Below are 24,079 nucleotides of genomic sequence, written 5' to 3'. Positions count from 1 at the left end.
CTTTTTTATGCGTGGTTAGATCGAACCGAGCGCCTTGCCAGCTTCGATACCCGCATCGCGAATCGCGTCCCGGACGGTGTCGGACAAGGCAGTCATGTTCATGAATCCATGCACCATGCCCGGATGCTCCCGCACGCTGACCTTCACGCCAAAGCTCGCCATCTTGTCGGCATAGGCGAGCCCCTCATCCTTCAGGGGGTCCCAGCCACACAGAACGAAATGCGCAGGCGGAAGACCCTTGAAAGAGGCAGGATCAGCGAACAGGGGAGAGACACGCGGATCCATTCGCTGCGTATCCTCGCCGATATAAGCATCACGAAAATACTCAAACAGATTTGCAGAAATGAAGAAGCCACCTTCCTGGAAGGTCATCTTCTTTGTTCGTATGTCCACGAACTGCACCAATGGATAAAGCAGCAGCTGGAACTTTGGACCAGGCTTTCCGGTGCGCAGTAATTCCTGTGCAAGAAAGGCCGAAAGATTCCCGCCTGCGCTGTCTCCGCAAACGGCGAGCCGGTTCGGATCCACCCCGCAAGCGTCGGCATGCGTGGTGACCCAATTCCAGGCAGCAAGCGCATCATCATGCGCGGCGGGAAACTTGTGCTCTGGGGCAAGACGATAGTCGATCGCGATCACCCGCGCTCTCGCCCCCTCGGCCAGCCGCCGACAGATCATGTCATGACTGTCCAGGTCGCCGAGAACAAATCCGCCGCCATGAAAGAAGACGATGCCGGGGCCGGGCGGTATTCCCGCACCCAGCGGTGTGTACAGGCGGGCTTTCATCGGTCCGGCGGGGCCGGGCAGGGTGACCAGAGAGATATTGGCCATTTCCGGCGCATCTCGCTCAATCGCGCGGCTGGCAACGAAGAATTGCTGGCGCAGGCGATCAACCGAGCCTTTCCAGTCCATCGCGGAAAAGTCCGGCATCTGGAATTTGTCCATGAACTGGCGGAAGGAGTTATCGAGGCCCATGCCGAATTAGATGGGCCTAAAATCAGTTCTTGTGAAGGCATCAATACGCCGCCAAAGTGTCACCATGAAAACTGTCGACGTCTTCTGGTCTTTTCGGTCGCCATATTCCTATCTAGCGACGAAGCGGCTTCGCGCCCTCAGCTCGAAATGGGATGTGCGCGTGCGGCCTCGGCCAGTGTATCCGATTGCCATACGAACGCCTGAATTCTTCTCGGAAATCCGACCGCAATGGGTGCCGTATCTGGTGCGGGACATTGTTCGATTGGCCCAGTATCTGGAGCTGCCATTCGGACCGCTGAACCCTGACCCTGTGGTCATGAATATGGTCACGCGGGAAATCTCTCCGGAGCAGCCCTATATCGGTCGTCTGACACGGCTCGGCATTCTGGCCTGCGAGGCCGGCGATGATGCGGGCTGGGCTTTCATGGATGAAGTTTCAACCCTGATCTGGTCCGGCGGGGCATGGACAGAGGGCACTGCGCTGGCCGATGCGGCGGCGCGAGCCGGATTCGATCTTGCCGATTTGGATGTTCGGCAAGAGGCCGAGGCTGACCGGCTGGAAGCAGTCATCGCCGAAAACCAGGCGGCCCAGGATCCGCATCATTGGGGCGTTCCGCTCATGGTGTTCGAGGGAGAGGCGTTCTTCGGGCAGGATCGGCTGGACGTGCTGGAATGGCGGCTTGGAGAATCCGGCATCGCGCGACGTTGATTGTCAGAGGCGGGATAGTTTTTCCAATTGGCTGAGATCCCCAGAATCAAAGTCGGCGGACATCACGAATTCCGAGAAAGCACGTCCTTTCGTCCCCTGAGGCAGAGTTTTCAGTGCGGTCACAGCCGTAACGCCCAAATCGCACATATCCAGAGATTCCAGCATGGTCGGCGACGGCCCGCCCGAGTTCGCGGCGAGCATGAGCGGCATGATCTGCGGATCGGAGATAATCGACATGGCGACGCCCTGCAGGGCCGATTCATCCTGATGGGTGAGCTTTCCGTGGTTTACCGGGCTGGTTCGCGCATCTTCAATGGCGGCGAACGCGATGCTGATAGAGGCGAATGAATAGTCGGTCAGTTCGCTACCAAGATCCGCAAGGTCTGAAGCTGCGGCCATCTGGCTGGATAATCCGGAGGCCGCGTCGAAGTTCTGATAGCGAATTCCAGAGCACCAACGGTGATTGCGGCGTGATGCGCTTCGCAATTCCTTGCGGGTCATGTCCAGCCAGTCGTCCACATGGCGCGTATTGGCATTGGCGAGCGTGGTCTGATGCTGGCTAAGCACTTTGCCTGCGGCCGCCAGCGCTATTCGGGCATGATCGTGCTGATCCGACTTCGAAAGGCGGCGGTCCAGATCAGCGCGTGCATTCGGGTCAATTCGCCCAAGTGCAGAGAGGAAGGCTTTGGCTGATTTACCTTCAAGACCTGCATGCTGGACCGAATTTACTTGAGCGGAAGCAATCGGAAACGGCCCATCAGAAGCGCTTTTCTTTGGCAGGTTAAGCACCGCAAAGAAGGCGCCAGCGACGACAAGAATTGTGATCGCGCCGAAGGTCAGCGTGTTGCCATCTTTCGGTTTACTGCCACCTCGTGCGTCAAACGTCATGGTCTGCCCCCCATTTCACCCGAAAGTGTGGAGGACAATTCCTGACAAAGCCTTATCAGGCGGCCGCTTCTACCGCGCTGACCACATGGGCCAGAGCACGCAACATCAGGTCTTCTTCCAATGCTTCCGCCATGACGCGGATCAATGGCTCGGTGCCGGATTTGCGGACAACCATGCGTCCGCGTTTGCCCAACATGTCGTCTGCGTCCGACAGCGCAGCTTTCACAGTGTCTGCGTCCAGCGGGTTTGATCCGTTGAAACGTATATTGACCAGTTTTTGCGGAGCTGGGTCGAAGACATGCAACAATTCAGAGGCAGGGCGATCGCTGTTTGAGAGTGTTTTCAGAACCTGAAGGGCTGCCAGCAGGCCATCGCCGGTGGTGGATACATCCGACAGAATGATGTGCCCGGATTGTTCGCCGCCCAGATTGAAACCGTGCTGGCGCATGTGCTCGCCGACATAGCGGTCGCCAACTTTCGTGCGCGCCAGCGTCAGATCAAGTTCCTTGAGGTATTCTGCCAGACCCATATTCGACATGACAGTGGCAACCATGCCCCCGCCAGTCAGCTTTCCGGCCCGGTGCAATTCGCCAGCGATGAGCGCCATGACCTGGTCGCCGTCAACTTCCTCTCCGGTTTCATCCACCACGACGACCCGGTCGGCATCGCCATCAAATGCGATTCCGATATCAGCCCCGGTGTCGACGACTGTCGTTTTCAGAAGGTCCGTTGCGGTAGAGCCAACACCAGCATTTATATTCAGACCGTCCGGTTGATCGCCAATGATCGTCAGGTTCGCGCCGAGCTGGCGTAGCGCTGCGGGCCCTACTTCGAACGCGGCACCGTGAGCGCAATCCAGCACAATCTTCAGCGCGGACAGGTCCATGTCTGTGCCAACCGCTTGCAGGCAGCGGTCCAGATAGAGCGTTGTCGCGCCGGTGAGTGAGTGGGGCGTCGAAACCGTGGAAGGAGCGGGATAATCTCCCTCGAAGGCCGACGCCATGGCGGATTCAAGCGCCTCCTCGGTTTCATCTGTCAGCTTGATGCCTTCGGGGCTGAAGAGTTTGACGCCATTGTCATCTGCCTTGTTGTGAGAGGCAGAAACCATCAGGCCAAGCGCAGCGCCGGTTTCTCTTGTCATCAGGGCGACATTCGGTGTTGGGACAACGCCAAGCAAGACAGGTTTGAGGCCCATACTGGTCAGGCCAGCAATCAGGGCAGCTTCGATCATTTCTCCAGACCGACGGGTATCGCGGCCAATGACCACTTCACGCCCGCCATTTGGTGCGAATGTCCGGGCAGCCGCAATTGCCAGCCGAAGGGCGGTCTCTGCCGTCATCGGGTGTGCGTTTACCCGGCCACGAATGCCGTCCGTTCCAAAGTACTGCCGTGCCATACGCTACATCCTCCTCACATGCTTGTGGCAGGACTTAGCGAAAAAATCGAGATCGTGCCTCAGGCGGGGGTGACATCGCCATAAACGATGAAATGGGGATTGTCGTAGCCGCGTTCTTTCTTGCCGTAGAGAAGAGGTTTTGCCTCTTCTGTCAGTACGCGGCCACCTGCAGCCTCCACGACCGAATGACCTGCCGCTGTATCCCATTCCATGGTGCGGCCCATGCGAGGGTAGAGGTCTGCCTCTCCTGCAGCGATCAGGCAGAATTTCAGCGACGAACCGGCCCCGACGGTTTCGGCGACGTCGAACTTGCCGAGCCAGTCATCTGTTTCCGCGGACCGGTGCGATTTTGAGGCGACAGCTGTCAGGCCCGCTTCAGGGGCAGGGCGGATTTTCAATGCGGTGCGTTCGGTTGGTACATCCCCACCTGGCTCGACCGTGGCCTGCCAGGCTGAATTGTGGCTCTCAGCCACGAACAGGCGATCACGCGCTGGAGCGTACACAACCCCCATGACCGGGCGGCCGTGTTCGATAATCGCGATGTTTACGGTGAACTCACCATTCTTGTTTACGAATTCCTTTGTGCCATCCAGCGGATCGACCAGTGCGAACCGATGACCGTGCTCGGGCACTTTTCCATCGCTGAAGGATTCCTCAGCGACGACCGGCAGGCTTGGCTCAGCTTCGGCCAAGCCTTTCAGGATCAGGACTTCGGCACGTTGGTCCGCTTCTGTTACCGGAGAGGCGTCGCCTTTCCGGTCCACATCGAAATCACTTTCATAGATCTCCATGATGAGTTTTCCGGCGTCGAGGGCAATCCGGGCGAGTTGGTCGGCGGAAATGGTCAAGTGTGCGATCCTTTGTGTAATTCCGAGGCTCTTCCTGTCAGCGCTCTCATGGGATGACAACCCATACGATTGGGTTGTGTTGACGAGGTAGGATTGCATAGGCAAGAAATGGGCGTTGCTTTCGTCGGAGGGTCAAGATGATCTCACGTCGCCATATGCTGCTGATCGGTGGCGCGGCGGCCATGCCTTGGCCCGGCCGCGCACAACAGACACCTGCAAAAAAGCGAATTGCGCTGATCATCGGCAATGCGTCCTATTCAGAGGGCATCGGAACGCTTTCCAATCCGATCAATGACGCCACTGTGGTGGCCGAAGGCGTGCGCAATTGCGGGTTCCGGCTCGTTTCTGGCGACATCGTTCAGAATGCCGGGCGATCTGCCATGATGAGCGCGATCCGAGATTATGTGGCAGAGTTGAAGGCCGCCGGGCCTGAGGCCATGGGATTTTTCTACTATTCCGGACACGGCGCAGCGCGAGAGACCGGCGGAAATTACCTGATCCCGGTAGGTGAAGCAGATGAACTGAACGAAGCACTCTGGGACGATTCTGTGGAACTGGATTGGGTGATGGAACGGCTGGACGCGTTGGAAGCTCCAAGCGTTGTCGCCATCGACGCCTGTCGGAACGTTTTAAAACTGCCAGAGGCCCAACGCTCGCTTGGCGGAGGAGAGGCTTTCCGGGGCCTCAGGCGCACGGCGGGCGGCGCTGGCGAGCGCAACATGTTCCTCTCCTTCGCAACCTGGGAAGGGGAGACGGCAAGCGATGGCCGTGCCGATGACGGGAACGGACCCTACGCACGGGCACTTGGCATTCGTCTCAATGAGCCTGCGACCACTGTCCGTGACATGTTCGAGCAGGTACGTCTGGATGTACTTGAACAAACGCTTCAACGGCAGGAGCCCATGAATCTCTCCCGGCTTCAGCGCAGGTCTTCCGACATCAAGATTGGTTCCTGGACCAGGGATCCGTCGGAATCGAGCGCCGAGACGTCACGCTACCCACTCAGGCATGCCCTCATTATTGCGAATTCCTATTCCGATGCCCGAGACCTCAGCCTGCCAAATGTCCATCATGACGGGGAGATTGTTCGAAGTGCGCTGGCTTCTGCAGGCTATGAGACCGTTTATCTCCCAGACGGAAATGATCGCGAAACCCGGGATCAGGTCGACCTTTTCGTGCAGCGTCTCGACGCGGCGGGTCCGGCATCTGTCGGGTTGGTCTATTTCGCAGGATATGGAACAGCCCTGGACGGAGAGAATGTGCTGTTGCCGCAGGGCCCGATCCCCCGGTCCAAATCTGAGTTGCGAGACCAGGGAATCTGGATTTCTGATCTTGTGGCGCAGATGGAAGCAGCGTCGTCACAAGCGATCATGATGCTGGTCGACTGCGGCAGGCCATTTTCGCTTGGCGGCGAAAAGGGAGAGGATCGCGGTTTTTCAGAGAGCTTCGGCAAAGATCGGGTCGTTATTGCCTATGCGGATGCGCCGGGAACGTATCATCCAGACGGCAAAGCCCCGTCATTGTTCGCGGACGCGTTTGCCCGGAATGTCGTGACGCCAGACCGGATAAGCATTCAATCTGTGCTGCGCCGGGTGAATGACGATGTCATGCATGCGTCTGAGGGTCAGCAGCGCCCGTGGTTTCAAACGTCACTGGACCTGCCAATCTACTTCAGGGCCGATTTGCTTCCCGAAGAAGCAGGCGAACCGAGCGCGGAGGATTCGTCGCCGAACTCTCCACGCCGGTACAAGAAACGCTAGTTCATCACGTCCAGAAGTTCGACTTCGAACATCAGATCCGCATTCGGAGGAATGGGGCCGCCCGGCGTGCCTTGGGCACCATAGGCAATGTCCGATGGAATATACATCAGCCAGCGATCTCCCGGCTTCATCATGGCAAGCGCTTCGACCCAGCCCGGGATCAGGCGGTCTGAGGGAAAGAGTTCCGGTTGGCCCCGCTGGAAGGCGCTGTCGAACATTTCGCCATTCTCTGCGAGCCGGCCTTCATAATAGACAGCAACCATTTGTCCGTTTACGGGGCTGGCGCCAGATGCATCGCCGCTTTCCAGAACAACATATTGCAGTCCGGACTCAGTTTTCTGGACTTCCGGAAGGTCTGAATTCCACGGCGTGTATTTCTCCCAGGCTTCCGCATCAGCCGATTTCGGCTCCATCACTTCAACCAGCTCCACTTGGAAAACGAGATCGTCGCCCGCCTTGATGACGTCGCCGCGATTGGAATTTCCATAGGCGAGAGCATTTGGAATATAGAAGAGGTAGGTGTCGCCCTCGCTCATCAATTGGAGCCCCTGCGTCCAGCCCGGAATCACCTGATTCAGGCGAAACATTGAGGGAGATCCGCGATCATAGGAGGAGTCGAATTTCTCGCCGTCCGCGGTACGACCTTCATAGTGGACACGGACCATATCGGTTGGCACAGGGCTCGCGCCGTCCTCTGGTCCTTCCTTCAGGACGATATATTCGAGGCCGGCAAGCCCAGTTTCGACGTCCGCACTTTCTGAGTTCCAGGGTAGATGCTTGTCGAACGTTGCGTCGAGGTCAGCGGTATCGGTGCCGCTGCTACACGCTGTGGCGAGGATTGTAGCGGTAAGAGCCGCGAGCATAGTCCGGATCATGTGTCTCTCCAGTGATCAGGTGGGATCAGTCTCGTTTAAGCAGGACAAGCAGCAAAGTCACCTCGGCAGCTGACGCAGCGGTCAGAGTGAGCGTGGCGGATAGCCAGCTTGGGCGAGTGCATCGATGACTTCCTGTGTGTGCTGGGCATCGCGCGTTTCGATCAGAATATCGAATTCTGCGCCTTTTGCGGGTACATCCAGCGCGATGCGATTGTGGGCGACTTCCATGATGTTGGCGCCCTGATCGCCGATGATCTTGGAAACAAGCGCCAGGAGGCCGGGCCGATCATCGCCGATAATACGGATGGAGGTCAGGCGGTTTTCGCGAACAAGTGCCCGTGTGAGCACTGAAGATAGCAAGCGCGTATCGATGTTGCCGCCACACAGGACAAGGCCGACATTGCGGCCCTGAAAGCGCGAGGGATGTGCCAGAAGGGCAGCAAGCCCAGCTGCACCCGCGCCTTCGGCGATGGTTTTCTCGACCTCCGCATATAGCGTGATGGCGCGCTCCAGATGCTCTTCCTCTACCAGGACGATGTCATCAACCAGCTCAGCGCAAATCTGGCGGGTCAGCTCCCCCGCCTCTTTCACGGCAATGCCCTCAGCGATTGTTGCACCGCCGGTTTTTGGTGTTTCACCGCGCAGGGCGGCGTGCATGCAGGGATACATTGCCGCCTCGACGCCAATGATCTTGATTTCAGGCTTCAGGGTCTTGGCCGCAATCGCGATGCCGCTGATCAGGCCGCCACCACCAATCGGCACGACCAGCGTGTCGAGCTCTGGATTGGCCTCCAGCATTTCCAGCGCAATCGTACCTTGCCCGGCGATGATGTCAGGATCGTCGAACGGGTGCAGGAAGGTGAGATTGTCCCGCTCACACACTTCCATCGCATAGCTCTTGGCTTCGTCGAAGATCAGCCCTTCCAACAGGACACGTGCGCCGTGACTGCGGGTATGCTCGACCTTGCTGAAAGGGGTGGTCTTGGCCATCACGATCGTGGCCGGAATGCCAAGGCGGCGCGCATGGTAGGCGACGCCCTGCGAATGGTTGCCGGCGGAAGCGGCGATAACCCCGCGCTTCTTCTGGTCATCCGTCAGTTTCGACAGCCGGTTCAAAGCGCCGCGTTCCTTGAACGCAGCGGTAAATTGCTGGTTCTCGAACTTCACCCAGACTTCTGCGCCCGTAATGCTCGACAGCGTCCGTGACTTGTTCATCGGCGTATGAACGATCTGGCCATCCAGCACTTCAGCGGCAGCTTTGATATCGTCCAGGGTCACGGGCAGGTCGGATGTGTGTGTGTCGGGCATAATGTGGGGGTCCGGGGGGTGAAAACGCGCGCACCCTATGCCTGCGCCCCCCCAAGGGCAAGGCCGGATGGCTGGTTCCTGCAGGCGCAACAAGCTGGATCAGAAAAAACCCCTCCGAACCGAGTTCGAAGGGGATTTCCAATGGGGCCTGTTTGAAAGCGTATCAGTGTACGCTGAGCGGCTTCAGATCGTGAGACCGGGCAGCGGCAAAGGCGGCTTCGCGGCCTTGTACCACAGCCAGGCGCACGCCGTCGACCGACGCCACAACGAACAAATCGTCGGGTTCGTCGATCTGATCAATCGCATTCTCGGGAAGAATTCCCGAAAGCTCTCCGGCATCAAGATGGCGGATATACACGAAGGCGTCGCTTTCAAACGGGTTCGTTTTCAGGTCTGTAGTCATCGTTCCAATCCTTTCCGTCACAAGAGACAGACATGCCGAACGCGGGAAGCATGTGTTCCACTGTTCATAATAAAGGTGGGGAACAAAGGTTCCGGTTCAAGGACCGGATTGGGGCATCTTCGGGGCACATAGTCACGTTTATGTGCACCAGATGGCGCGTGTATTCAGGCAAGGTTCAGGAATGACGATAACGACAGAAATTCGTTGAATGTGCAGGAAATGGTGGAGCCAGACGGAATCGAACCGACGACCTCTTGCATGCCATGCAAGCGCTCTCCCAACTGAGCTATGGCCCCGAACCGGAAGCGACGCAGTTACATCCGCCGCTTCCGGGTTTCAAGTCTATTTTTCATCTTCCTCATCATCGAGAGTCAGATCGTCGTCGTCATCGTCGGCGTCTGCATCGATTTCGAAGTCAGTGTCATCATCGTCATCCAGCAGGATGTCGTCATCATCATCGTCATCCACGCCGTCTTCATTGAATCCGGCCGGGACTTTCGCTGGCGTATCGCCGTCTTCGTCCTCATCGGACGAACCTTCGAGGATAACTTCTTCCTCGTCGCCACCAAGTTCCTTGGCTTCTTCCTCGTCGGATTCGTCGTCCTCATCATCAATGTCGTCATTGGTGCGGGCGGCGGCATCCTCTTCGTCGTCATCTTCATCATCATCCTCGGTCTTGACCGCGGCCTTTGCGGCCTTGGCTTTTACCTTGGTGATGGTGGTGCGGATGACTTCGTCTTCCGGATCAAATTCCTCGCCGCATTTCGGGCAGACGCAGGGGCGCTTGTTCAGGTCGTAGAAGCGTGCCTCGCAGGAAGGGCAGACCTGTTTGGTTCCAAGTTTGTCTTTCGACACGGGAGACAGCCTCCTTATGGTCTTCTCTGATTTTGATATGGGCGGGCGCTTGCCATGAACGCCGCACGCTGTCAAAGCCCCATTTCACGTGATCAATCAAGCAGGGAATGTACCTGAAATGGTCTGGACCAGCCGACCCGTTAAAGCTCTCAAAGGCAACATCCGCGCGCCGGGTGACAAATCTTGTTCACATCGTGCCCTCATCTTTGGCGGACTTGCAGCAGGAACCAGCCGATTTACCGGCCTTCTCGAAGGCGAAGATGTCCTGCGTACAGGCTGGGCCATGGAAGCGCTCGGCGCGACTGTAAAGCAGACTGGCCCCGGTGCATGGGAAGTGATCGGTGTGGGCGAAAAAGGACTGAGCCAGCCGGAAAAAGATCTCGACTTCGGCAATTCAGGCACAGGCTCTCGCCTGATGATGGGCCTGGTGTCTGGCTATCCCATCAATGTCGAGATGACCGGAGACGAAAGCCTTCGCTCACGCCCGATGAATCGGATCCTGAAACCGCTGCGCATGATGCGCGGGCTCGATACGGCAGGACCGGATGGCCAGTTGCCCTTCGCAATTGTTGGCACAGAAAGCCTGAAGGCGATCACCTATGTACCGCCGGTCGCATCTGCTCAGGTGAAATCGGCCGTGTTGCTTGCGGGCCTGAACGCAGATGGCACAACGATTGTTGAAGAGGCTCGTCAGACCCGAGACCATACGGAACGCATGCTGCGCGGATTTGGTGTCACTGTGGGAACAGAGCGGTTGGGGGCCGAAGGCGTTCGCGTGTCCCTGGAAGGTGGGCAAAAGCTGACTGCGATTGACGCTGCCATCCCCGGCGATCCCTCCTCCGCAGCATTTCTTGTCGCGGCGGGCATTCTGTCACCGCAAGGGGACGTCATGGTCGAGGGCATCATGTCCAATTCGACCCGGTCGGGTTTCTATGATGTGGTCAACCTGATGGGCGCACATCTGGGCGCAGAAGAGATGGGCGATGCGGCAGGGGAGCGGCTGATCAATGTGCATGCCGGATCAGCGCAATTGAGCGGAAAACCCGTGCCTGAGCGTCTGGTCCCTTCAATGATCGACGAATTCCCGATCCTTGGTGTGCTGGCTGCCTTTGCTGAAGGTGAGACGGTTGTTACCGGCGCGGAGGAATTGCGCGTAAAGGAATCCGACCGCATTGGCGCTGTGGTCGCCATGCTGCGGGCCAATGGCGTTGACGCCGAAGAGCGCCCGGATGGATTTGCCGTTCAGGGCTGTGGTGGCCCTCCGCCAGGGGGTGGCCTTGTGGAAACGCGGCACGACCATCGGATCGCCATGAGCGCGCTGGTCATGGGCACAGCCTCACAGAACCCGGTCAGCGTGGACGATATCTCCATGATCGCGACCAGCTATCCGGACTTCCTCAGTCACATGGCAGAGCTTGGCGCGGATATTTCGGAAGGCTGATTTCCGCTAGGTCAAAATTGACGAGAGAGCGCGGGGCGGCAAAGTGCGGGTCATGACTGATCTGACTTCTCCCCTCGCGTTTTCTCTGGGGCCTGCCCTCAAGAACCGTTTCGTACTTGCTCCTCTCACCAACCAGCAGAGCCATGCCGACGGCACGCTCAGTGCAGACGAGATCCGCTGGCTCTCCATGCGGGCTGAGGGCGGCTTTGGTCTGACCATGACCGCAGCGGCCCAGATTGATCCGCACGGAATCGGCTTTCCGGGCCAGCTTGGATGTTTTGATGACGCCCACCTTCCCGGCCTGCGGGAGCTTGCGGCCAGGATTAGCGCGGAAGGCAGTCACTCGGTCGTCCAGCTTCACCATGCAGGTATGCGCACGCCGCACGATCTGATTGAGGGCAAGCCGGTTTGTCCGTCGGACAATGAAGAGTTCGATGCTCGGGCGATGACCCTCGCTGAGGTCGAGAAAGTTCGCGATGATTTCATTGCGGCGGCTGTGCGCTGTGAAGCTGCTGGGTTCCACGGCGTTGAGGTGCATGGTGCCCACGGGTACCTGCTGTGCCAGTTCCTGAGCGCCGAGATCAACAAGCGCGATGACGCCTATGGCGGCAGCCTGGATAATCGTGCCCGGCTCACCTTCGAGATTATTGATGGCATCCGCGCCGCTTGCGGTGAGAATTTCTCGTTGGGCCTGCGCCTGTCGCCGGAGCGGTTCGGTATGGATCTCGGCGAGGTGCGCGAAGTGGCGCGCCGCGTGATGGCAGATGGAAAGATCGATTATCTCGACATGTCCTTGTGGGATGTCTTCAAGATGCCGGCTGACGAGGCGTATCAGGAGCGCCGTCTTGTGGACTGGTTCACGGATTTGCCGCGCGGAAATGTTCGCCTTGGCGCAGCTGGAAAGCTGCTGACCGGCGCGAAATGTCACGCAGCGATAGAGGCAGGACTGGATTTCGTCGTGATTGGTCGCGGCGCGATCCTGCATCATGACTTTCCAGAGAAAGTCGCCGCGGATCCGGATTTTGAGCCTGCAACGCTTCCGGTGTCACGTGATCATCTCCGCCGCGAGGGGCTTGGGGAAAGCTTCATTGACTATATGAGCGGTTGGAAAGGCTTTGTGGAAGCGCCAGCGGCTGAGCCTGCTTGACTTGACTGGCGGGATCGCTCACTTCCCGCCCCCATGATTATTGCGATTGATGGAACTACCGCTTCAGGCAAGGGCACTATTTCCAAGCGTCTGTCGGCTCATTACGGTTTGCCGCACATGGATACCGGACGGCTGTACCGGGCGACGGGCGTCGCCGCGCTTCGCGCTGGCGTCGATCTCACGGACCCGGACGCAGTCGCTCATGTTGCGCGCCATCTGGATCTTGCCAGCTTCGACGAAGCGGATCTGCGTACGGCTGACGCGGGCAAGGCAGCGAGTGTGGTTGCCGCAATTCCGGATGTAAGACAGGCATTGTTCGAACTGCAACGGGCATTCGCCACCCAGCCCATCGGGGCGCTTCTGGATGGCCGCGACATCGGGACAGTGATTGCGCCGGAGGCCGATGCAAAGCTCTGGGTGGATGCCCGCGTTGAAGTGCGTGGAGAGCGGCGCTGGAAGGAATTGCAGGGGCAGGGAAGTGACCTGACTCTCGAAGAAGTCATCGAACAGTTGCGCGCGCGCGACCAGCGAGACCAGTCCCGCAAGGACGCCCCTGCGGAAATGGCGGCAGATGCTGTCTTGATCGATACAAGCGACCTGACTATAGAGGCCGCAGTGGAAAAGGCGATTGCGGCTGTTGAGGCAGCGATTGCCCGTGGAAACCGCGCCTGAAGGGGCTGCTCCTCCAAATTGGGGGCACCTCAAATCCAAACAGGCCGCACCACTTCAAATTCAAAGAGACCACGCTCTCGGGTCGTTCTGAGCAGGCTGCAATAGTGCACGTCTGCCTTGAGCCGTTCGACCCGCCCGAAGGAACCCAAATGTCTGATAGTTTCAATCCAACGACCGACGATTTCGCAGCGATGTTCGAATCGTCCACGGCCGCCAGCGCAATGCAGGAAGGTCAGGTCATCCCGGCAACCGTTATTCGTATCGATAATGACGCGGTGCTGGTTGATATCGGTCTGAAGACCGAAGGCCGTATTCCGGTCAAAGAATTCTCGATGGAAGACAAGGAGCCGGCCCCCGGCGACATCGTCGATGTCTACCTTGATCGCATCGAAAACGCCCTTGGCGACGCTGTCCTGTCCCGTGACAAGGCTCGCCGCGAAGAGCGTTGGATCAAGCTCGAGAAGAGCTTCAACGCCGAAGAGCCCGTCAAAGGTGCAATTTCTGGCCGCGTCAAAGGTGGCTTCACGGTCGACCTGGGCGGCGTGAATGCGTTCCTGCCGGGCAGCCAGGTGGACATCCGCCCGGTTCGCGACGTAGGTCCGCTCATGGGCGAAATTCAGCCCTTCCAGATCCTCAAGCTGGACCGCGCACGTGGCAACATCGTTGTTTCCCGCCGCGCCATCCTCGAAGAGAGCCGCGCCGAACAGCGCGCAGAAATCGTTTCCGACATGGCGGAAGGCGACGTTCGCAAGGGTATCGTCAAGAACATCACCGATTACGGTGCGTTCGTTGATCTCGGCGGCATCGATGGCCTGCTGCACGTTACGGACATGAGCTGGAAGCGCATCAACCATCCGAGCCAGGTTGTGGAAGTTGGTCAGGAAGTTGAAGTCCAGATCATCAAGATCAACCCGGAAACCCAGCGTATTTCGCTTGGCATGAAGCAACTCGGTTCCGACCCGTGGGACGGCATCGACGTCCGCTATCCGGTCGGCGCACGCCTCAAGGGCCAGGTCACCAACATCACCGATTACGGCGCCTTCGTGGAGCTGGAAGATGGTGTCGAAGGCCTAATCCACGTTTCCGAAATGAGTTGGACCAAGAAAAACGTCCATCCGGGCAAGATCCTGTCGACCTCTCAGGAAGTCGATGTGGAAGTCCTGGACGTCGATTCCGAGAAGCGCCGCATCTCGCTCGGCCTGAAGCAGACCATGGACAACCCGTGGACCGCCTTCCTTGCAGAGCATCCGGTCGGCACGGAAATCGAAGGCGAAGTTCGTGGCATCACCGAATTCGGTCTGTTCGTTGGCCTCGGCCCGGACCTCGACGGCATGGTGCACATCAACGACATCGCTTGGGACAAATCCGGCGAGCAAGCCATCGAAGCCTTCAACAAGGGCGACATCGTCAAGGCGAAAGTCCTCGACGTTGACGTTGACAAAGAGCGCATCTCGCTCGGCATCAAGCAACTGTCTGGTGACCCGATCGAGGCCCCGGCAGATGGCGGTGCAGGCGTGAAACGCGGTTCGACCGTCACCTGTACGGTTACGGAAGTCACCTCTGGCGGTGTCGAAGTCGAATTCGGCTCCCCGGCGATGAAATCCTTCATCCGTCGCTCTGACCTGTCCCGTGATCGCGCGGACCAGCGTCCGGAACGCTTCGCTGTAGGCGACAAGGTCGACGCAAAAGTGATCTCGGTGGACCGTTCGTCCCGCCGCGTATCCCTGTCGATCAAGGCCCTCGAAATCGCGGAAGAGGCAGAAGCCGTTGCACAATACGGATCGGCAGACGCCGGTGCGTCGCTCGGCGACATCCTCGGCGCAGCCCTGGCTTCGTCCGGCGGTGCCAAGGAAACTTCCGAGAAGGTTACGCCAACTCCGCCAAGCACAGATGGCAAGGCAACTGCCGACGCGTCTGCGCTCGACGAGAATGGCCGCCTGTCCGCAGCCCAGGGCGATGCTGACGATCTGAAGCAGATCAAAGGCGTCGGACCGGCCTTCGAGAAGAAGCTGAACGAAGCTGGCATCTACCATTTCTGGCAGATCGCTGCGCTGACAGACGCTCAGCTGGCGACCCTCGAAGAGGAAGTTGGCACGTCTGGAAAAGGCGCTGAGTGGAAAGCTCAATCCGCTGAACTGGCTGACAGCTGAGGTGATTGATCCGACCGTCGGATCATAATCTAAAATTGATGAAATGTTTGCGGCGGGGGCCTAGCGCTCCCGCCGCAAATGCGTTTAATATCAACGACATGCTGAAGTCCGAATTGATTGCAAAACTCGCTGTCGAATACAGTCACCTGCGCCAGGAAGATCTGGAGCGGGTGGTCAATGTTATTCTTGACGAGATCGGCTCTGCGCTCGCACGGGGGGATCGTGTCGAGCTGAGGGGCTTTGGTGCATTCTCGGTCCGGCAACGAGAGGCCCGCAAGGGGCGTAATCCCCGCACGGGTGAGTCTGTCGAAGTGCCGGCGAAATCGGTCCCGTTCTTCAAGGCTGGCAAGGAGCTTCGCGCCCGCGTGAATGGCGGCGAAGACCCCGAAGCGCGCTAAGCCCCATAGCAGCGTTAACTGAGTGTGGCGTCTTGACGCGCCCGGCAAATTCTCTGCCTATTTGCGTCTACGCTGAAATATCCAAGGCAAGGGAAAGGGGCGCACAATGCTTAAGGAATTCAAAGAGTTTGCCATGAAAGGCAATCTGGTCGACATGGCGGTTGGCTTCGTCATGGGCGGTGCATTCGCTACGGTTGTCACAGCTTTCATTCAGGGCGTGTTTCTGCCGATTCTGGCGCCGGTCATGGGCGGCATCGACCTGTCGGCTCTGACCTACACGATTTCCCCGGCCGAGCTGAACGAAGCTGGCGAAGTGGTCAAAGAGGCCGCGATTGTTGAGCTAGGCGCATTCATCGCCGCGCTGATCTCGTTCATCATCGTTGCGTTCGTCATGTTCCTTATTATCAAGGGCATGAACAGCATGCAGAAAAAGGAAGAGGAAGCTGCACCGGCTGCGCCACCGCGCCAGGAAGTGCTTCTGGAAGAAATTCGCAACCTGCTCGCCAAACAGAGCTAAGGGTTCGCGTTATCTCATTCATGAAGGGTTAAGCTCAGTATGCTTATCTTCATGGATAGTAGAGTACAGGTAGAGTAGTGAAGGGCGGCCTGATTGGTCGCCCTTCTTTTTTGCCTCCACGCCTTCGCACTCTAGATCCGACTGCATGAACGCAATTGTATTCGGATCGAATGGCGGGATCGGCCGCGCCCTGACAGAACAGCTTGTTCATCGAGGTCAGCACGACACGGTATTCGGCGTGTCCCGCACAGGCACCGCGCCGGATGGGGCGCTCGGGGTGACGGCTGACGCGCTGGACGAAGGCTCCCTGAGGACAGCCCTCAAGGAGATTGCAGGCGCAGGTGACATTCGACTCTGTATTGTCGCGATTGGCCTGCTTCATGCCGGGGAGGGGCTCCAGCCTGAAAAATCCTACCGCCATCAAAGCCGCGATGCGTTCGAGAAGATATTCGCCGCAAACACGATTGCGCCAGCGCTCATCGCCAAGCATGTGCTGGGCGAGATGCCGCGGTCGGGGCGATGGGTGTTTGCGCCTTTGTCTGCACGCGTCGGCTCCATCAGCGATAATCGCCTGGGAGGCTGGCATGCCTATCGAGCATCGAAAGCGGCTCTGAACATGCTGATCCGGAACTATGCGATCGAGAGCGCCCGAAAGAATGACGAGTCCATCTGTGTCGGGCTGCATCCGGGTACGGTCGATACCGGACTTTCCGAACCGTTCCAGTCGAACGTGCCGGACACGCAACTATTTTCACCGGAACAGTGCGCAAGCTATTTGCTTGATGTCATCGAAGGCTTGCGCGCGCGTGACAGCGGGCATGTGTTCGACTGGGCAGGGAAGCGCATCGAGCCCTGAAGGGCGTCTCCCCCGCGAAAGGCAAAGTTAAGATCGTGCGGGCACACTGCTCGTATGGAAACGCTTGCTGCCTTCGTCGCCTATCTCACGGATGAACGCCGGATGGCTGAAAAGACCGTCGAAGCCTACCAAAGCGACCTTGCAGGCTTTTTCGGCTTTCTGACGCAACATCTTGGGGAGCCGCCAACGCCGCAGCGGCTGGACAAATTGCGGGCGCGCGATGTGCGGTCGTTTCTGGCGCATCGCCGCCGGGATGGTCTGTCAGATGCCTCCATTGCGCGGCTGCTGTCGTCTATCAAGGCGCTCTATCGCTGGCTCGGCAGAACGTATGATATCGAGAATGCGGAGATCGCCTATCTGCAAGGTCCGAAACGTCCGCAGCGCCTGCCCCGTCCGGTGTCGGTTGAGGCGGCTAAGGACCTGATCGCAGAGGCGGGAACTGATCCGGATTCCGAAGCCTGGATCAATGCGCGTGATGCGGCCGTGCTGTCTCTGCTCTACGGGGCCGGGCTCCGCATTTCTGAGGCCCTCAGCCTGACGGGGGCAGACATTCCCCTGCCGGAGCGTTTGAGGATCACAGGCAAGGGCGGAAAGGTGCGTATCGTGCCACTTATCCCAGCCGTGAGGGAAGCCGTGGACGCGTATGCCGGTTTGTGTCCCTACAATCTGGGGCGCAGCGATGCTCTGTTTCGCGGGGCGAAGGGAGGTGCGCTCAATCCACGTCTCATTCAGGGACTGGTCCAGAAGCTTCGCGCTGTTCTCGGGCTGCCATCGACGGCGACCCCGCATGCCCTGCGTCACGCTTTCGCGACACACCTGCTTGCGGCGGGGGCGGACCTTCGCGCGATCCAGACGCTGCTCGGGCACGCGTCGCTGTCTACCACGCAAGTGTATACGGGTGTGGATGCGACCCGCTTGAGGGATGTGCACTCTGCGGCGCACCCTCGGGCCTGAATAGCCTTAGTAAACTCATTCAAATTGCCCATTCCCGCCTTAATTCGCGGTAATCCTGTTCGTGTAGTGTGGGGAGGTATGCGGAAAGGATTGGCGCCATGGGTGTCAAAGGAAATGCAATTCTCGGCCTGATTACGCTTGCAGCGTTCATTGGCTGTGGGCTGATGGCGCAAGCACAGGAAAGCCAGGTCGACTATGACGGTTTCCTCGGCCTGACTGCTGAGGTCTCCGAGTACCGCGCCTCGCGTCTGGTTAATCTCGATACGTTCAATGAGATGAAGACCGATCAGAACACAATCATTCTGGACACGCGCAGCGCTGACGCGTTCGAAATGGGTCACATCGACGGCGCGATCCATCTGAACTTTTCTGATTTCACGGACGACAAGCTCGCCAAGATTATTCCATCGAGGGACACGCGCATCCTGATCTATTGCAATAACAACTTCACCGACAATGTGGCACCCGTTCCTGTGAAGCGGATCGAACTTGCACTGAATGTTCCCACATTCATCAACCTCTACGGCTACGGGTATCAAGATATCTATGAGCTTGAGGGTGCGTATTCGCTGTCTGATCCAAAGATTGCGTGGGTCGCTGGTGACACATCATTCCAGACATCGCAGCGCTGAGACTCTTCAGTAAAACTCAATAGTTCATGTGCAGCATTGCATTCTTCGCAACCACACGTCATGTGACGCTGCGAACGAAATGCAAGAGCGAGATGCCCTGATATGACTGCAGATGCGACGCCTGTTGCCGCCAAAAAGGTAAGCCCCAACGCCCCGACCGAAGAAACGGTTCTGGAGGTGAAGCACTATACCGACCGGCTTTTCCGGTTCCGGCTGACCCGTCCGTCGAGCTTCCGTTTCCGGTCTGGTGAGTTTGTCATGATTGGGCTTTACAAGGATGACGGCCGTCCGCTTCTGCGCGCCTATTCAATCGCCAGCCCGAGCTGGGATGAAGAATTGGAGTTCTATTCGATCAAAGTGCCGGATGGTCCTCTGACGTCGCGCCTTCAGGCCATTCAACCGGGAGACAAGGTTCTGCTCGGCAAAAAGCCGACTGGCACACTGGTGCATGACGCACTCGTACCAGGCAAAAGGCTTTATTGTTTCTCCACCGGTACAGGCTTCGCACCGTTTGCCAGCGTTGTGCGCGACCCGGAAACCTATGAGAAATTCGACGAAGTCATCGTCACACACACCTGCCGTGAAGCTGCTGAACTCGATTATTCCAAGGAGATTGTCGAAGAGACGCTGAACCACGAATTCCTCGGCGAACTCGCTCAAGGCAAGCTGCGCCGCTATGGCAGCTGCACGCGGGAAGACTATGAGTACAAGGGCCGCATCACGGATCTGATAGAAAGCGGGAAACTGTTTGAGGATCTCGGCGTGCCGCCGCTCAATCCGGAAACGGATCGCGTCATGATCTGTGGCTCCATGGAAATGATCCAGGACGTGAAGGATCTGATGCTGAAGGCAGGCCTGACCGAAGGGTCGAATGCATCGCCGGCACAATTCGTGATCGAGAAGGCGTTCGCCGGCTAGCTCTTCCGAAAGCCGCATCTTGGCGGTTTCGCGCAGGCATGGTTAATCTTCCCACACGGGAGGACGTGACATGTTGCGTAGAGTTTCCAGTATCGTTGCGGGCAGTTTCGCCCTCTCTCTGGCATGCGGCCTCACCGCCACAGCGCAGGAGCGGGTGTGCCGCGTTGAGGACACGCCCACCGGCGCGAAAGTGGTTGGCGGCGTAAATGCCCACCTCGCAAACTGGCCCGGAATCGCGTCTATTCAGCTGCGCATGCAGCGCGGTACGTTCCACGTCTGTGGGGGCGCGGCCATTTCGAAGGAATGGGTGCTGACGGCAGCCCATTGTGTCGAAGGCTTTCGCGTATCCGAAGAGAGTGGGCGGGTCTTCGCCTATGAACCGGCTGGGGATGGCGGATCAGAGCGGAAAGTCGCTGCAATTCGCGTTCAGTTGGGAACGGGAGACCTGGGGCGCACGCCGGACGGTTCACAGGCCGCTTTTGTCACCGAGGTCATCACCCACCCCGCCTATGAAGGCGCGGAAGAGATCTACAAGGGCGCCGACATTGCACTGTTGAAGCTCGACACGCCTTGGGAGGGGCCGCTCGCGACACTGTCCGCGGATGCCACGACAGATCGCCTGTCACAGGCCGGCGAAGAGGCATGGGTTGCAGGATTCGGCAATCTTGCAGAACTCGAGCCCGGTCAGCGCACCAAGTGGCAGAATGCGCGCAATTTCGCCCTCGCCGCGCCAAGTCTCGTTCTGCAGGAGACATCAGCGCCGACCGTGAACGCATCGGTGTGTGAATCCCGCTTGCGGCGGGCGTCGATGCTGGAAGGCTATCCGGCGGAGTACCAGTCGCTGATCGTCGACGAAACATTGGTGTGTGCCGGTCTGGAAGAAGGCGGCCAGGATGCCTGTCAGGGTGATAGCGGCGGCCCGTTGGTCAAGTACGACAAGAATGGCTGCGCCTACCAGATCGGTGTTGTCAGCTGGGGCGTAGGTTGCGGTCGCTCCGCCAGTCCGGGCGCATACACACGCGTCTCTGCCTATGCCGACTGGGTACGCTCTTACGTGCCGGACGCGAACTTCATCGCCTACGCAGATGTTCCGCCGCCTACTCGCGGTGTCCCAGATCTGGTCTCGAGCGTTCAGCATGATTTCGACACGCTGGTGAAAGATATGCCCATCTCGCTGGTCACACCGGCGGGGGACACTGTCAGCGTGGTGGAAAACGGCCAGATGGTGGATCTGAAAGTCACGCTGCCAGTGCGCGGCAAGCTCGTCCTGTTTGACTATAATGCCGACCAGATCCTTACCCAGCTTTATCCCAATCCGATTGAGTCGGCGGGACGCTGGCCGGTCCGAGAGGCAGGTGAGACGGTGTTGTTGGCCCGGGACATATTCGGCGAACCGGGGCTTAAGGCTGGCCCGCCGCTCGGCCCTCAATCCATGATCGCGATGGTCGTACCCGAAGATGCGAAACTGCCGGTTTCTCCGCAGCAGGGATTTCAACAGATAGATGCGCCGGTGGACTACATCACGCGACTCGTGCGCACCGCCTTGCGACAACAGCAACCCGTGCGCGGCTTGTTCCGGATCGCTGCGGCCACTGCCGCGCCAGAGGCCGAGCCGTCCGAAGTTGAAGAAATCGATGAACAGCCGCCGATCGAATCCCATCTGGCCATGGGCGTTTTGAACTATTGTATCGACTCCCGCATTTGCGGCAGCGACAGCGAGTAGACACCGGGCGACACACTGCGACAATAATCGATGAAATTTGCAACAACGTGTTCAGCGGGCGGTTACCGTACGCGTGCTACGCGAAGGAATGCTTCGCCGACTTATCGCAATCCTGCTGACAGTTTACGCGATCGCCTTTGCGTTTGGCGCGCTGACGGCTGTGCGCTGGCCTTCGATCATGATGGCGATGAGCTGGATTGTTCAGGATGACATTGCGGGCGGTCTGGAAAGCGTCGACTGGCGAGAGCTTGGTATCGCGCATGGAGGGCCTTACCTGCTGGCCGCGCTCTGTTTCTACTGTTCAGCTGCAATGATCGCCGCGAAACGCCCCGGCGGTGTGCTCTGGTATGTCATGGGCCTGTTTGCGGGCATCCCGTGCCTGTACCTCGTGACCTTTGAGCCGGGCTGGTGGAATGACCCGAGCGCCGCCGAAGGCGCAATTGCAGGTGTGTGTGCGGGGGCGTTCCTTTTGATGCTCGCGGTTTGGGAATTGAGATTGCGCCGAGTGCGCCCACAGGATGCCGCGGCAGAGAGTGCGCCCGTGCTTCTGTCTCAACCGATCCTGGTGAGCGATCCGACACCACAGGCAATCCAGAGGCCTATGCCGATGAAGCCCACTCGTGTTCCCGCCGCAATAGCTCGCCAACGTGCCAGTTTTGCACTGCATGGCCGCAAGATTCAGGAAAAGCGACGGCGCGCGGCTGAGCACTAATCATTTGCTGCAGCGTCCTGCCCGCCATACCCTCTGTTGAAAACAGAATGGGAGGAAATGGGATGAGCGTGAGGCGTGCTATTGGATTGATACTGGCACTGATTGGCGGTTGGCTATTCTGGGGCGGCGTGTCCGCAGTCAATATCTTGGTGAATCGGGGCAGCAGCCTGTCGGATGCCTTGATGCAGCCCCCCACCAGCCTGTTGAGGCTGCTGGCGACGGGTTTGGTTTTGATTGGCGGGTTGGCGGTTCTGGCGGGCAAGGGCATGGGGCGCTGGATCGCCCTGATCGGCATCTTGTTATTCAGCCTTCTGGGCGGCCTTATGATCCTTGCGGGTGCGGATTCGGTGATGTGGGCCGATGAGGCCGTGATCAGCGCGGTGCTGTGGGCGCTCTTTCTGGGCCTTGTGATAACGAAACGCAGCTAAACCAAACTTGCAGACCCCGCCGCATTGATTTCAGGGGCAAAATGCCTAGTTTGGCGGCTCATTCCTACTGGGCCCTCTAAGCAAGGCAGAATTCCCCATGGCTGAGACATACGACGTCGTCATTATCGGTGGCGGCCCCGGCGGCTACAATTGCGCAATCCGCGCTGGCCAACTTGGCCTGAAAACGGTCTGCATCGAAGATCGCGGTGTTCTGGGCGGTACATGCCTGAACGTTGGATGCATCCCGTCGAAGGCGCTGCTTCACGCGTCTGAACTCTACGCCACAGCGCAGAATGAATTCGAAGCGATGGGCATCAAGACCGGCAAGCTGGAGATCGATCTCGACAAGATGATGGCCCAGAAAACCGAGGCTGTGGACGGTCTGACGAAGGGAATCGAATTCCTCTTCAAGAAGAACAAGGTCGACTACATCAAGGGCCGCGGCAAGATCCTTGGAAAAGGCAAGGTCGAGGTCAAAGGTCTTGATGGCAAGACCCAGACGCTGGACACGAAGAACATCGTAATTGCGACCGGGTCTGAGCCGACCAATCTACCGGGCATCGAGATTGATGAAGAGCGTGTTGTTACCAATACCGGCGCGCTGTCGCTGACCTCCATTCCGAAGCGCCTGGTTCTGATTGGCGCCGGTGTGATCGGCCTCGAAATGGGGTCCGTCTGGGCGCGTTTGGGCTCTGAGGTGACAGTTGTCGAATATCTGGATCGCATCATGCCCGGCGCCGATGCCGATGTGGCAAAGGAAGCGCAGAAGATCTTCAAGAAACAGGGTCTCAATTTCCGACTTGGCATGAAAGTGACTGGCGTTGAAAAGCTGAAGTCCAAGCTGAAGCTCAGCATGGAGCCTGCAGCAGGTGGCGACAGCGAGACGCTGGATGCGGACGTTGTAATCGTCGCAATTGGTCGCAAGCCATATACCGAAGGCCTGGGCCTGGAGGCAGTCGGTGGAACAACTGACAAGCGCGGTGTGGTGCAAACCACAGACGGCCATTTCAAGGTGGCTGACGGCGTTTGGGCGGTTGGTGACTGTATCCACGGACCAATGCTGGCCCACAAGGCAGAAGATGACGGTGTCGCGGTTGCCGAGCTGATCGCTAGCAAGGCCGGTCATGTGAATTACGAGCTTGTTCCAAGCGTGGTCTACACGAAACCTGAGATGGCCTGGGTCGGTCAGACCGAGGAACAGCTGAAAGAGGCTGGCGTGGACTATGTGAAGAGCAAGTTCCCCTTCATGGCCAATTCGCGCGCGCGGACGAACCACGAGACGGACGGTTTCGTCAAAATGCTGGCCGACAAGAAAACCGACAAGATCCTCGGTGTTCACATGGTTGGCGTAGGTGTCGGCGAACTGATCGCCGAGGTTTGCGTTGCGATGGAATTCGGCGCGGCGTCCGAAGACATCGCCCGCACCTGTCATGCGCACCCCACCCTTTCCGAAGCGGTCCGTCAGGCTGCAATGGGCATTGAGGGCTGGACGATGCAAATGTAGGCAACTGGCATTT

At 58.5% G+C, this 24,079-nt stretch carries 23 protein-coding genes, 1 tRNA gene and 1 pseudogene; 16 read left to right on the top strand and 9 right to left on the bottom strand.

The features are described from left to right. Window positions 1–15: 15 nt before the first annotated feature. Window positions 16–972 (bottom strand): alpha/beta hydrolase, encoded by a 957-nt coding sequence (locus HY36_RS03105; RefSeq protein ID WP_035547996.1) that lies wholly within the window; start codon window positions 970–972, stop codon window positions 16–18. A gap of 64 nt (window positions 973–1,036) precedes the next feature. Here HY36_RS03105 and HY36_RS03100 point away from each other — a divergent pair, with 64 nt between their 5' ends. After that, window positions 1,037–1,681, top strand: coding sequence for a DsbA family protein (locus HY36_RS03100; RefSeq protein WP_035547993.1), 645 nt, complete (start codon window positions 1,037–1,039; stop codon window positions 1,679–1,681). A 3-nt stretch (window positions 1,682–1,684) separates the two neighbouring features. Here HY36_RS03100 and HY36_RS03095 read toward each other — a convergent pair whose 3' ends face one another. Genes HY36_RS03095 through cysQ form a run of 3 tightly spaced genes read right to left on the bottom strand, consistent with a single transcriptional unit; the run spans window position 1,685 to window position 4,813 of the window. Continuing rightward, complete coding sequence (locus HY36_RS03095) at window positions 1,685–2,569, bottom strand: hypothetical protein (RefSeq protein ID WP_035547991.1); 885 nt, start codon at window positions 2,567–2,569, stop codon at window positions 1,685–1,687. A 55-nt stretch (window positions 2,570–2,624) separates the two neighbouring features. Then, a complete protein-coding gene (glmM, locus tag HY36_RS03090) occupies window positions 2,625–3,965 on the bottom strand; it encodes a phosphoglucosamine mutase (protein ID WP_035547989.1) in 1,341 nt (446 codons plus the stop codon). 59 nt (window positions 3,966–4,024) lie between these two features. Then, entirely contained in the window at window positions 4,025–4,813 is a 789-nt protein-coding gene (cysQ, locus tag HY36_RS03085; protein ID WP_035547985.1) for a 3'(2'),5'-bisphosphate nucleotidase CysQ, read from the bottom strand. A gap of 137 nt (window positions 4,814–4,950) precedes the next feature. On the opposite strand from cysQ, the gene HY36_RS03080 reads away from it, so the two are divergent. Further along, the gene (locus HY36_RS03080) at window positions 4,951–6,573 is read left to right on the top strand and encodes a caspase family protein (RefSeq protein ID WP_081805991.1); all 1,623 of its coding nucleotides are present in this window, start codon (window positions 4,951–4,953) and stop codon (window positions 6,571–6,573) included. On the opposite strand, the gene HY36_RS03075 is transcribed toward HY36_RS03080, so the two are convergent. The 5 genes from HY36_RS03075 to HY36_RS03055 form a co-directional block, all read right to left on the bottom strand. Next, complete coding sequence (locus tag HY36_RS03075; protein WP_051602431.1) at window positions 6,570–7,448, bottom strand: FKBP-type peptidyl-prolyl cis-trans isomerase; 879 nt, start codon at window positions 7,446–7,448, stop codon at window positions 6,570–6,572. The genes HY36_RS03080 and HY36_RS03075 overlap by 4 nt on opposite strands. 81 nt (window positions 7,449–7,529) lie before the next feature. Beyond that, window positions 7,530–8,756, bottom strand: coding sequence for a threonine ammonia-lyase (locus tag HY36_RS03070; protein WP_155841659.1), 1,227 nt, complete (start codon window positions 8,754–8,756; stop codon window positions 7,530–7,532). 163 nt (window positions 8,757–8,919) lie between these two features. After that, window positions 8,920–9,159, bottom strand: a complete 240-nt coding sequence (locus HY36_RS03065) for a DUF1150 family protein (RefSeq protein WP_035547981.1) — start codon at window positions 9,157–9,159, stop codon at window positions 8,920–8,922. A gap of 220 nt (window positions 9,160–9,379) precedes the next feature. Beyond that, window positions 9,380–9,455: transfer RNA gene (locus tag HY36_RS03060), tRNA-Ala, on the bottom strand. 46 nt (window positions 9,456–9,501) lie between these two features. Beyond that, a complete protein-coding gene (locus tag HY36_RS03055; RefSeq protein ID WP_035547978.1) occupies window positions 9,502–10,014 on the bottom strand; it encodes a TIGR02300 family protein in 513 nt (170 codons plus the stop codon). 118 nt (window positions 10,015–10,132) lie between these two features. On the opposite strand from HY36_RS03055, the gene aroA reads away from it, so the two are divergent. From aroA to lpdA, 14 genes and pseudogenes are all read left to right on the top strand, one after another. Beyond that, complete coding sequence (gene aroA, locus HY36_RS03050; protein ID WP_035547975.1) at window positions 10,133–11,455, top strand: 3-phosphoshikimate 1-carboxyvinyltransferase; 1,323 nt, start codon at window positions 10,133–10,135, stop codon at window positions 11,453–11,455. 52 nt (window positions 11,456–11,507) lie between these two features. Beyond that, the gene (locus HY36_RS03045; protein WP_035547972.1) at window positions 11,508–12,602 is read left to right on the top strand and encodes an NADH:flavin oxidoreductase; all 1,095 of its coding nucleotides are present in this window, start codon (window positions 11,508–11,510) and stop codon (window positions 12,600–12,602) included. Window positions 12,603–12,635: 33 nt separating this feature from the next. Then, complete coding sequence (gene cmk / locus HY36_RS03040) at window positions 12,636–13,274, top strand: (d)CMP kinase (RefSeq protein WP_035547969.1); 639 nt, start codon at window positions 12,636–12,638, stop codon at window positions 13,272–13,274. Between the two features lie 149 nt (window positions 13,275–13,423). Next, window positions 13,424–15,103: pseudogene (gene rpsA, locus HY36_RS03035) on the top strand (30S ribosomal protein S1); the annotation flags it as partial. Between the two features lie 419 nt (window positions 15,104–15,522). Continuing rightward, complete coding sequence (locus HY36_RS03030) at window positions 15,523–15,822, top strand: integration host factor subunit beta (protein ID WP_035547965.1); 300 nt, start codon at window positions 15,523–15,525, stop codon at window positions 15,820–15,822. Window positions 15,823–15,928: 106 nt separating this feature from the next. Continuing rightward, window positions 15,929–16,339: a large conductance mechanosensitive channel protein MscL gene (gene mscL, locus HY36_RS03025; protein ID WP_035547961.1), complete on the top strand. Its 411-nt coding sequence runs from the start codon at window positions 15,929–15,931 to the stop codon at window positions 16,337–16,339. A 145-nt stretch (window positions 16,340–16,484) separates the two neighbouring features. Beyond that, window positions 16,485–17,195 (top strand): SDR family NAD(P)-dependent oxidoreductase, encoded by a 711-nt coding sequence (locus HY36_RS03020; RefSeq protein ID WP_035547958.1) that lies wholly within the window; start codon window positions 16,485–16,487, stop codon window positions 17,193–17,195. Window positions 17,196–17,249: 54 nt separating this feature from the next. Beyond that, window positions 17,250–18,149, top strand: a complete 900-nt coding sequence (locus HY36_RS03015) for a tyrosine recombinase XerC (protein ID WP_035547955.1) — start codon at window positions 17,250–17,252, stop codon at window positions 18,147–18,149. A gap of 98 nt (window positions 18,150–18,247) precedes the next feature. Then, on the top strand, window positions 18,248–18,781 hold the full coding sequence (locus HY36_RS03010; protein ID WP_051602430.1) for a rhodanese-like domain-containing protein: 534 nt from the start codon (window positions 18,248–18,250) through the stop codon (window positions 18,779–18,781). 102 nt (window positions 18,782–18,883) lie between these two features. Further along, window positions 18,884–19,699: a ferredoxin--NADP reductase gene (locus HY36_RS03005; protein WP_035547952.1), complete on the top strand. Its 816-nt coding sequence runs from the start codon at window positions 18,884–18,886 to the stop codon at window positions 19,697–19,699. Window positions 19,700–19,769: 70 nt separating this feature from the next. Continuing rightward, window positions 19,770–21,422, top strand: a complete 1,653-nt coding sequence (locus HY36_RS03000) for a trypsin-like serine protease (protein WP_035547949.1) — start codon at window positions 19,770–19,772, stop codon at window positions 21,420–21,422. 73 nt (window positions 21,423–21,495) lie between these two features. Continuing rightward, window positions 21,496–22,134 carry a hypothetical protein gene (locus HY36_RS02995; protein WP_162175937.1) on the top strand — a complete coding sequence of 213 codons (639 nt, stop codon included), beginning with the start codon at window positions 21,496–21,498 and terminating at the stop codon, window positions 22,132–22,134. A gap of 62 nt (window positions 22,135–22,196) precedes the next feature. Then, complete coding sequence (locus HY36_RS02990) at window positions 22,197–22,562, top strand: hypothetical protein (protein ID WP_035547944.1); 366 nt, start codon at window positions 22,197–22,199, stop codon at window positions 22,560–22,562. Between the two features lie 97 nt (window positions 22,563–22,659). Next, the gene (lpdA, locus tag HY36_RS02985; protein ID WP_035547942.1) at window positions 22,660–24,066 is read left to right on the top strand and encodes a dihydrolipoyl dehydrogenase; all 1,407 of its coding nucleotides are present in this window, start codon (window positions 22,660–22,662) and stop codon (window positions 24,064–24,066) included. Window positions 24,067–24,079 lie beyond the last annotated feature (13 nt).

It is taken from the genome of Hyphomonas atlantica corrig. (assembly GCF_000682715.1).
In the GTDB taxonomy this organism is placed as follows: Bacteria; Pseudomonadota; Alphaproteobacteria; order Caulobacterales; family Hyphomonadaceae; genus Hyphomonas; species Hyphomonas atlantica.
This window is presented reverse-complemented; position numbering and strand designations above follow the sequence as displayed.

Excerpts from the sequence above, each read along its gene's own strand:
- HY36_RS03020 (WP_035547958.1), top strand. The coding sequence starts at position 16,485 with ATGAACGCAATTGTATTCGGATCGAATGGCGGGATCGGCCGCGCCCTG.
- lpdA (WP_035547942.1), top strand. The coding sequence starts at position 22,660 with ATGGCTGAGACATACGACGTCGTCATTATCGGTGGCGGCCCCGGCGGC.
- HY36_RS03065 (WP_035547981.1), bottom strand. The coding sequence starts at position 9,159 with ATGACTACAGACCTGAAAACGAACCCGTTTGAAAGCGACGCCTTCGTG.
- glmM (WP_035547989.1), bottom strand. The coding sequence starts at position 3,965 with ATGGCACGGCAGTACTTTGGAACGGACGGCATTCGTGGCCGGGTAAAC.
- HY36_RS02990 (WP_035547944.1), top strand. The coding sequence starts at position 22,197 with ATGAGCGTGAGGCGTGCTATTGGATTGATACTGGCACTGATTGGCGGT.
- HY36_RS03005 (WP_035547952.1), top strand. The coding sequence starts at position 18,884 with ATGACTGCAGATGCGACGCCTGTTGCCGCCAAAAAGGTAAGCCCCAAC.
- HY36_RS03105 (WP_035547996.1), bottom strand. The coding sequence starts at position 972 with ATGGGCCTCGATAACTCCTTCCGCCAGTTCATGGACAAATTCCAGATG.
- HY36_RS03100 (WP_035547993.1), top strand. The coding sequence starts at position 1,037 with ATGAAAACTGTCGACGTCTTCTGGTCTTTTCGGTCGCCATATTCCTAT.
- HY36_RS03015 (WP_035547955.1), top strand. The coding sequence starts at position 17,250 with ATGGAAACGCTTGCTGCCTTCGTCGCCTATCTCACGGATGAACGCCGG.
- HY36_RS03075 (WP_051602431.1), bottom strand. The coding sequence starts at position 7,448 with ATGATCCGGACTATGCTCGCGGCTCTTACCGCTACAATCCTCGCCACA.
- HY36_RS03030 (WP_035547965.1), top strand. The coding sequence starts at position 15,523 with ATGCTGAAGTCCGAATTGATTGCAAAACTCGCTGTCGAATACAGTCAC.
- HY36_RS03080 (WP_081805991.1), top strand. The coding sequence starts at position 4,951 with ATGATCTCACGTCGCCATATGCTGCTGATCGGTGGCGCGGCGGCCATG.
- cmk (WP_035547969.1), top strand. The coding sequence starts at position 12,636 with ATGATTATTGCGATTGATGGAACTACCGCTTCAGGCAAGGGCACTATT.
- HY36_RS03000 (WP_035547949.1), top strand. The coding sequence starts at position 19,770 with ATGTTGCGTAGAGTTTCCAGTATCGTTGCGGGCAGTTTCGCCCTCTCT.
- HY36_RS03070 (WP_155841659.1), bottom strand. The coding sequence starts at position 8,756 with ATGCCCGACACACACACATCCGACCTGCCCGTGACCCTGGACGATATC.
- HY36_RS03095 (WP_035547991.1), bottom strand. The coding sequence starts at position 2,569 with ATGACGTTTGACGCACGAGGTGGCAGTAAACCGAAAGATGGCAACACG.
- mscL (WP_035547961.1), top strand. The coding sequence starts at position 15,929 with ATGCTTAAGGAATTCAAAGAGTTTGCCATGAAAGGCAATCTGGTCGAC.
- HY36_RS03045 (WP_035547972.1), top strand. The coding sequence starts at position 11,508 with ATGACTGATCTGACTTCTCCCCTCGCGTTTTCTCTGGGGCCTGCCCTC.
- aroA (WP_035547975.1), top strand. The coding sequence starts at position 10,133 with ATGGTCTGGACCAGCCGACCCGTTAAAGCTCTCAAAGGCAACATCCGC.
- HY36_RS03010 (WP_051602430.1), top strand. The coding sequence starts at position 18,248 with ATGGGTGTCAAAGGAAATGCAATTCTCGGCCTGATTACGCTTGCAGCG.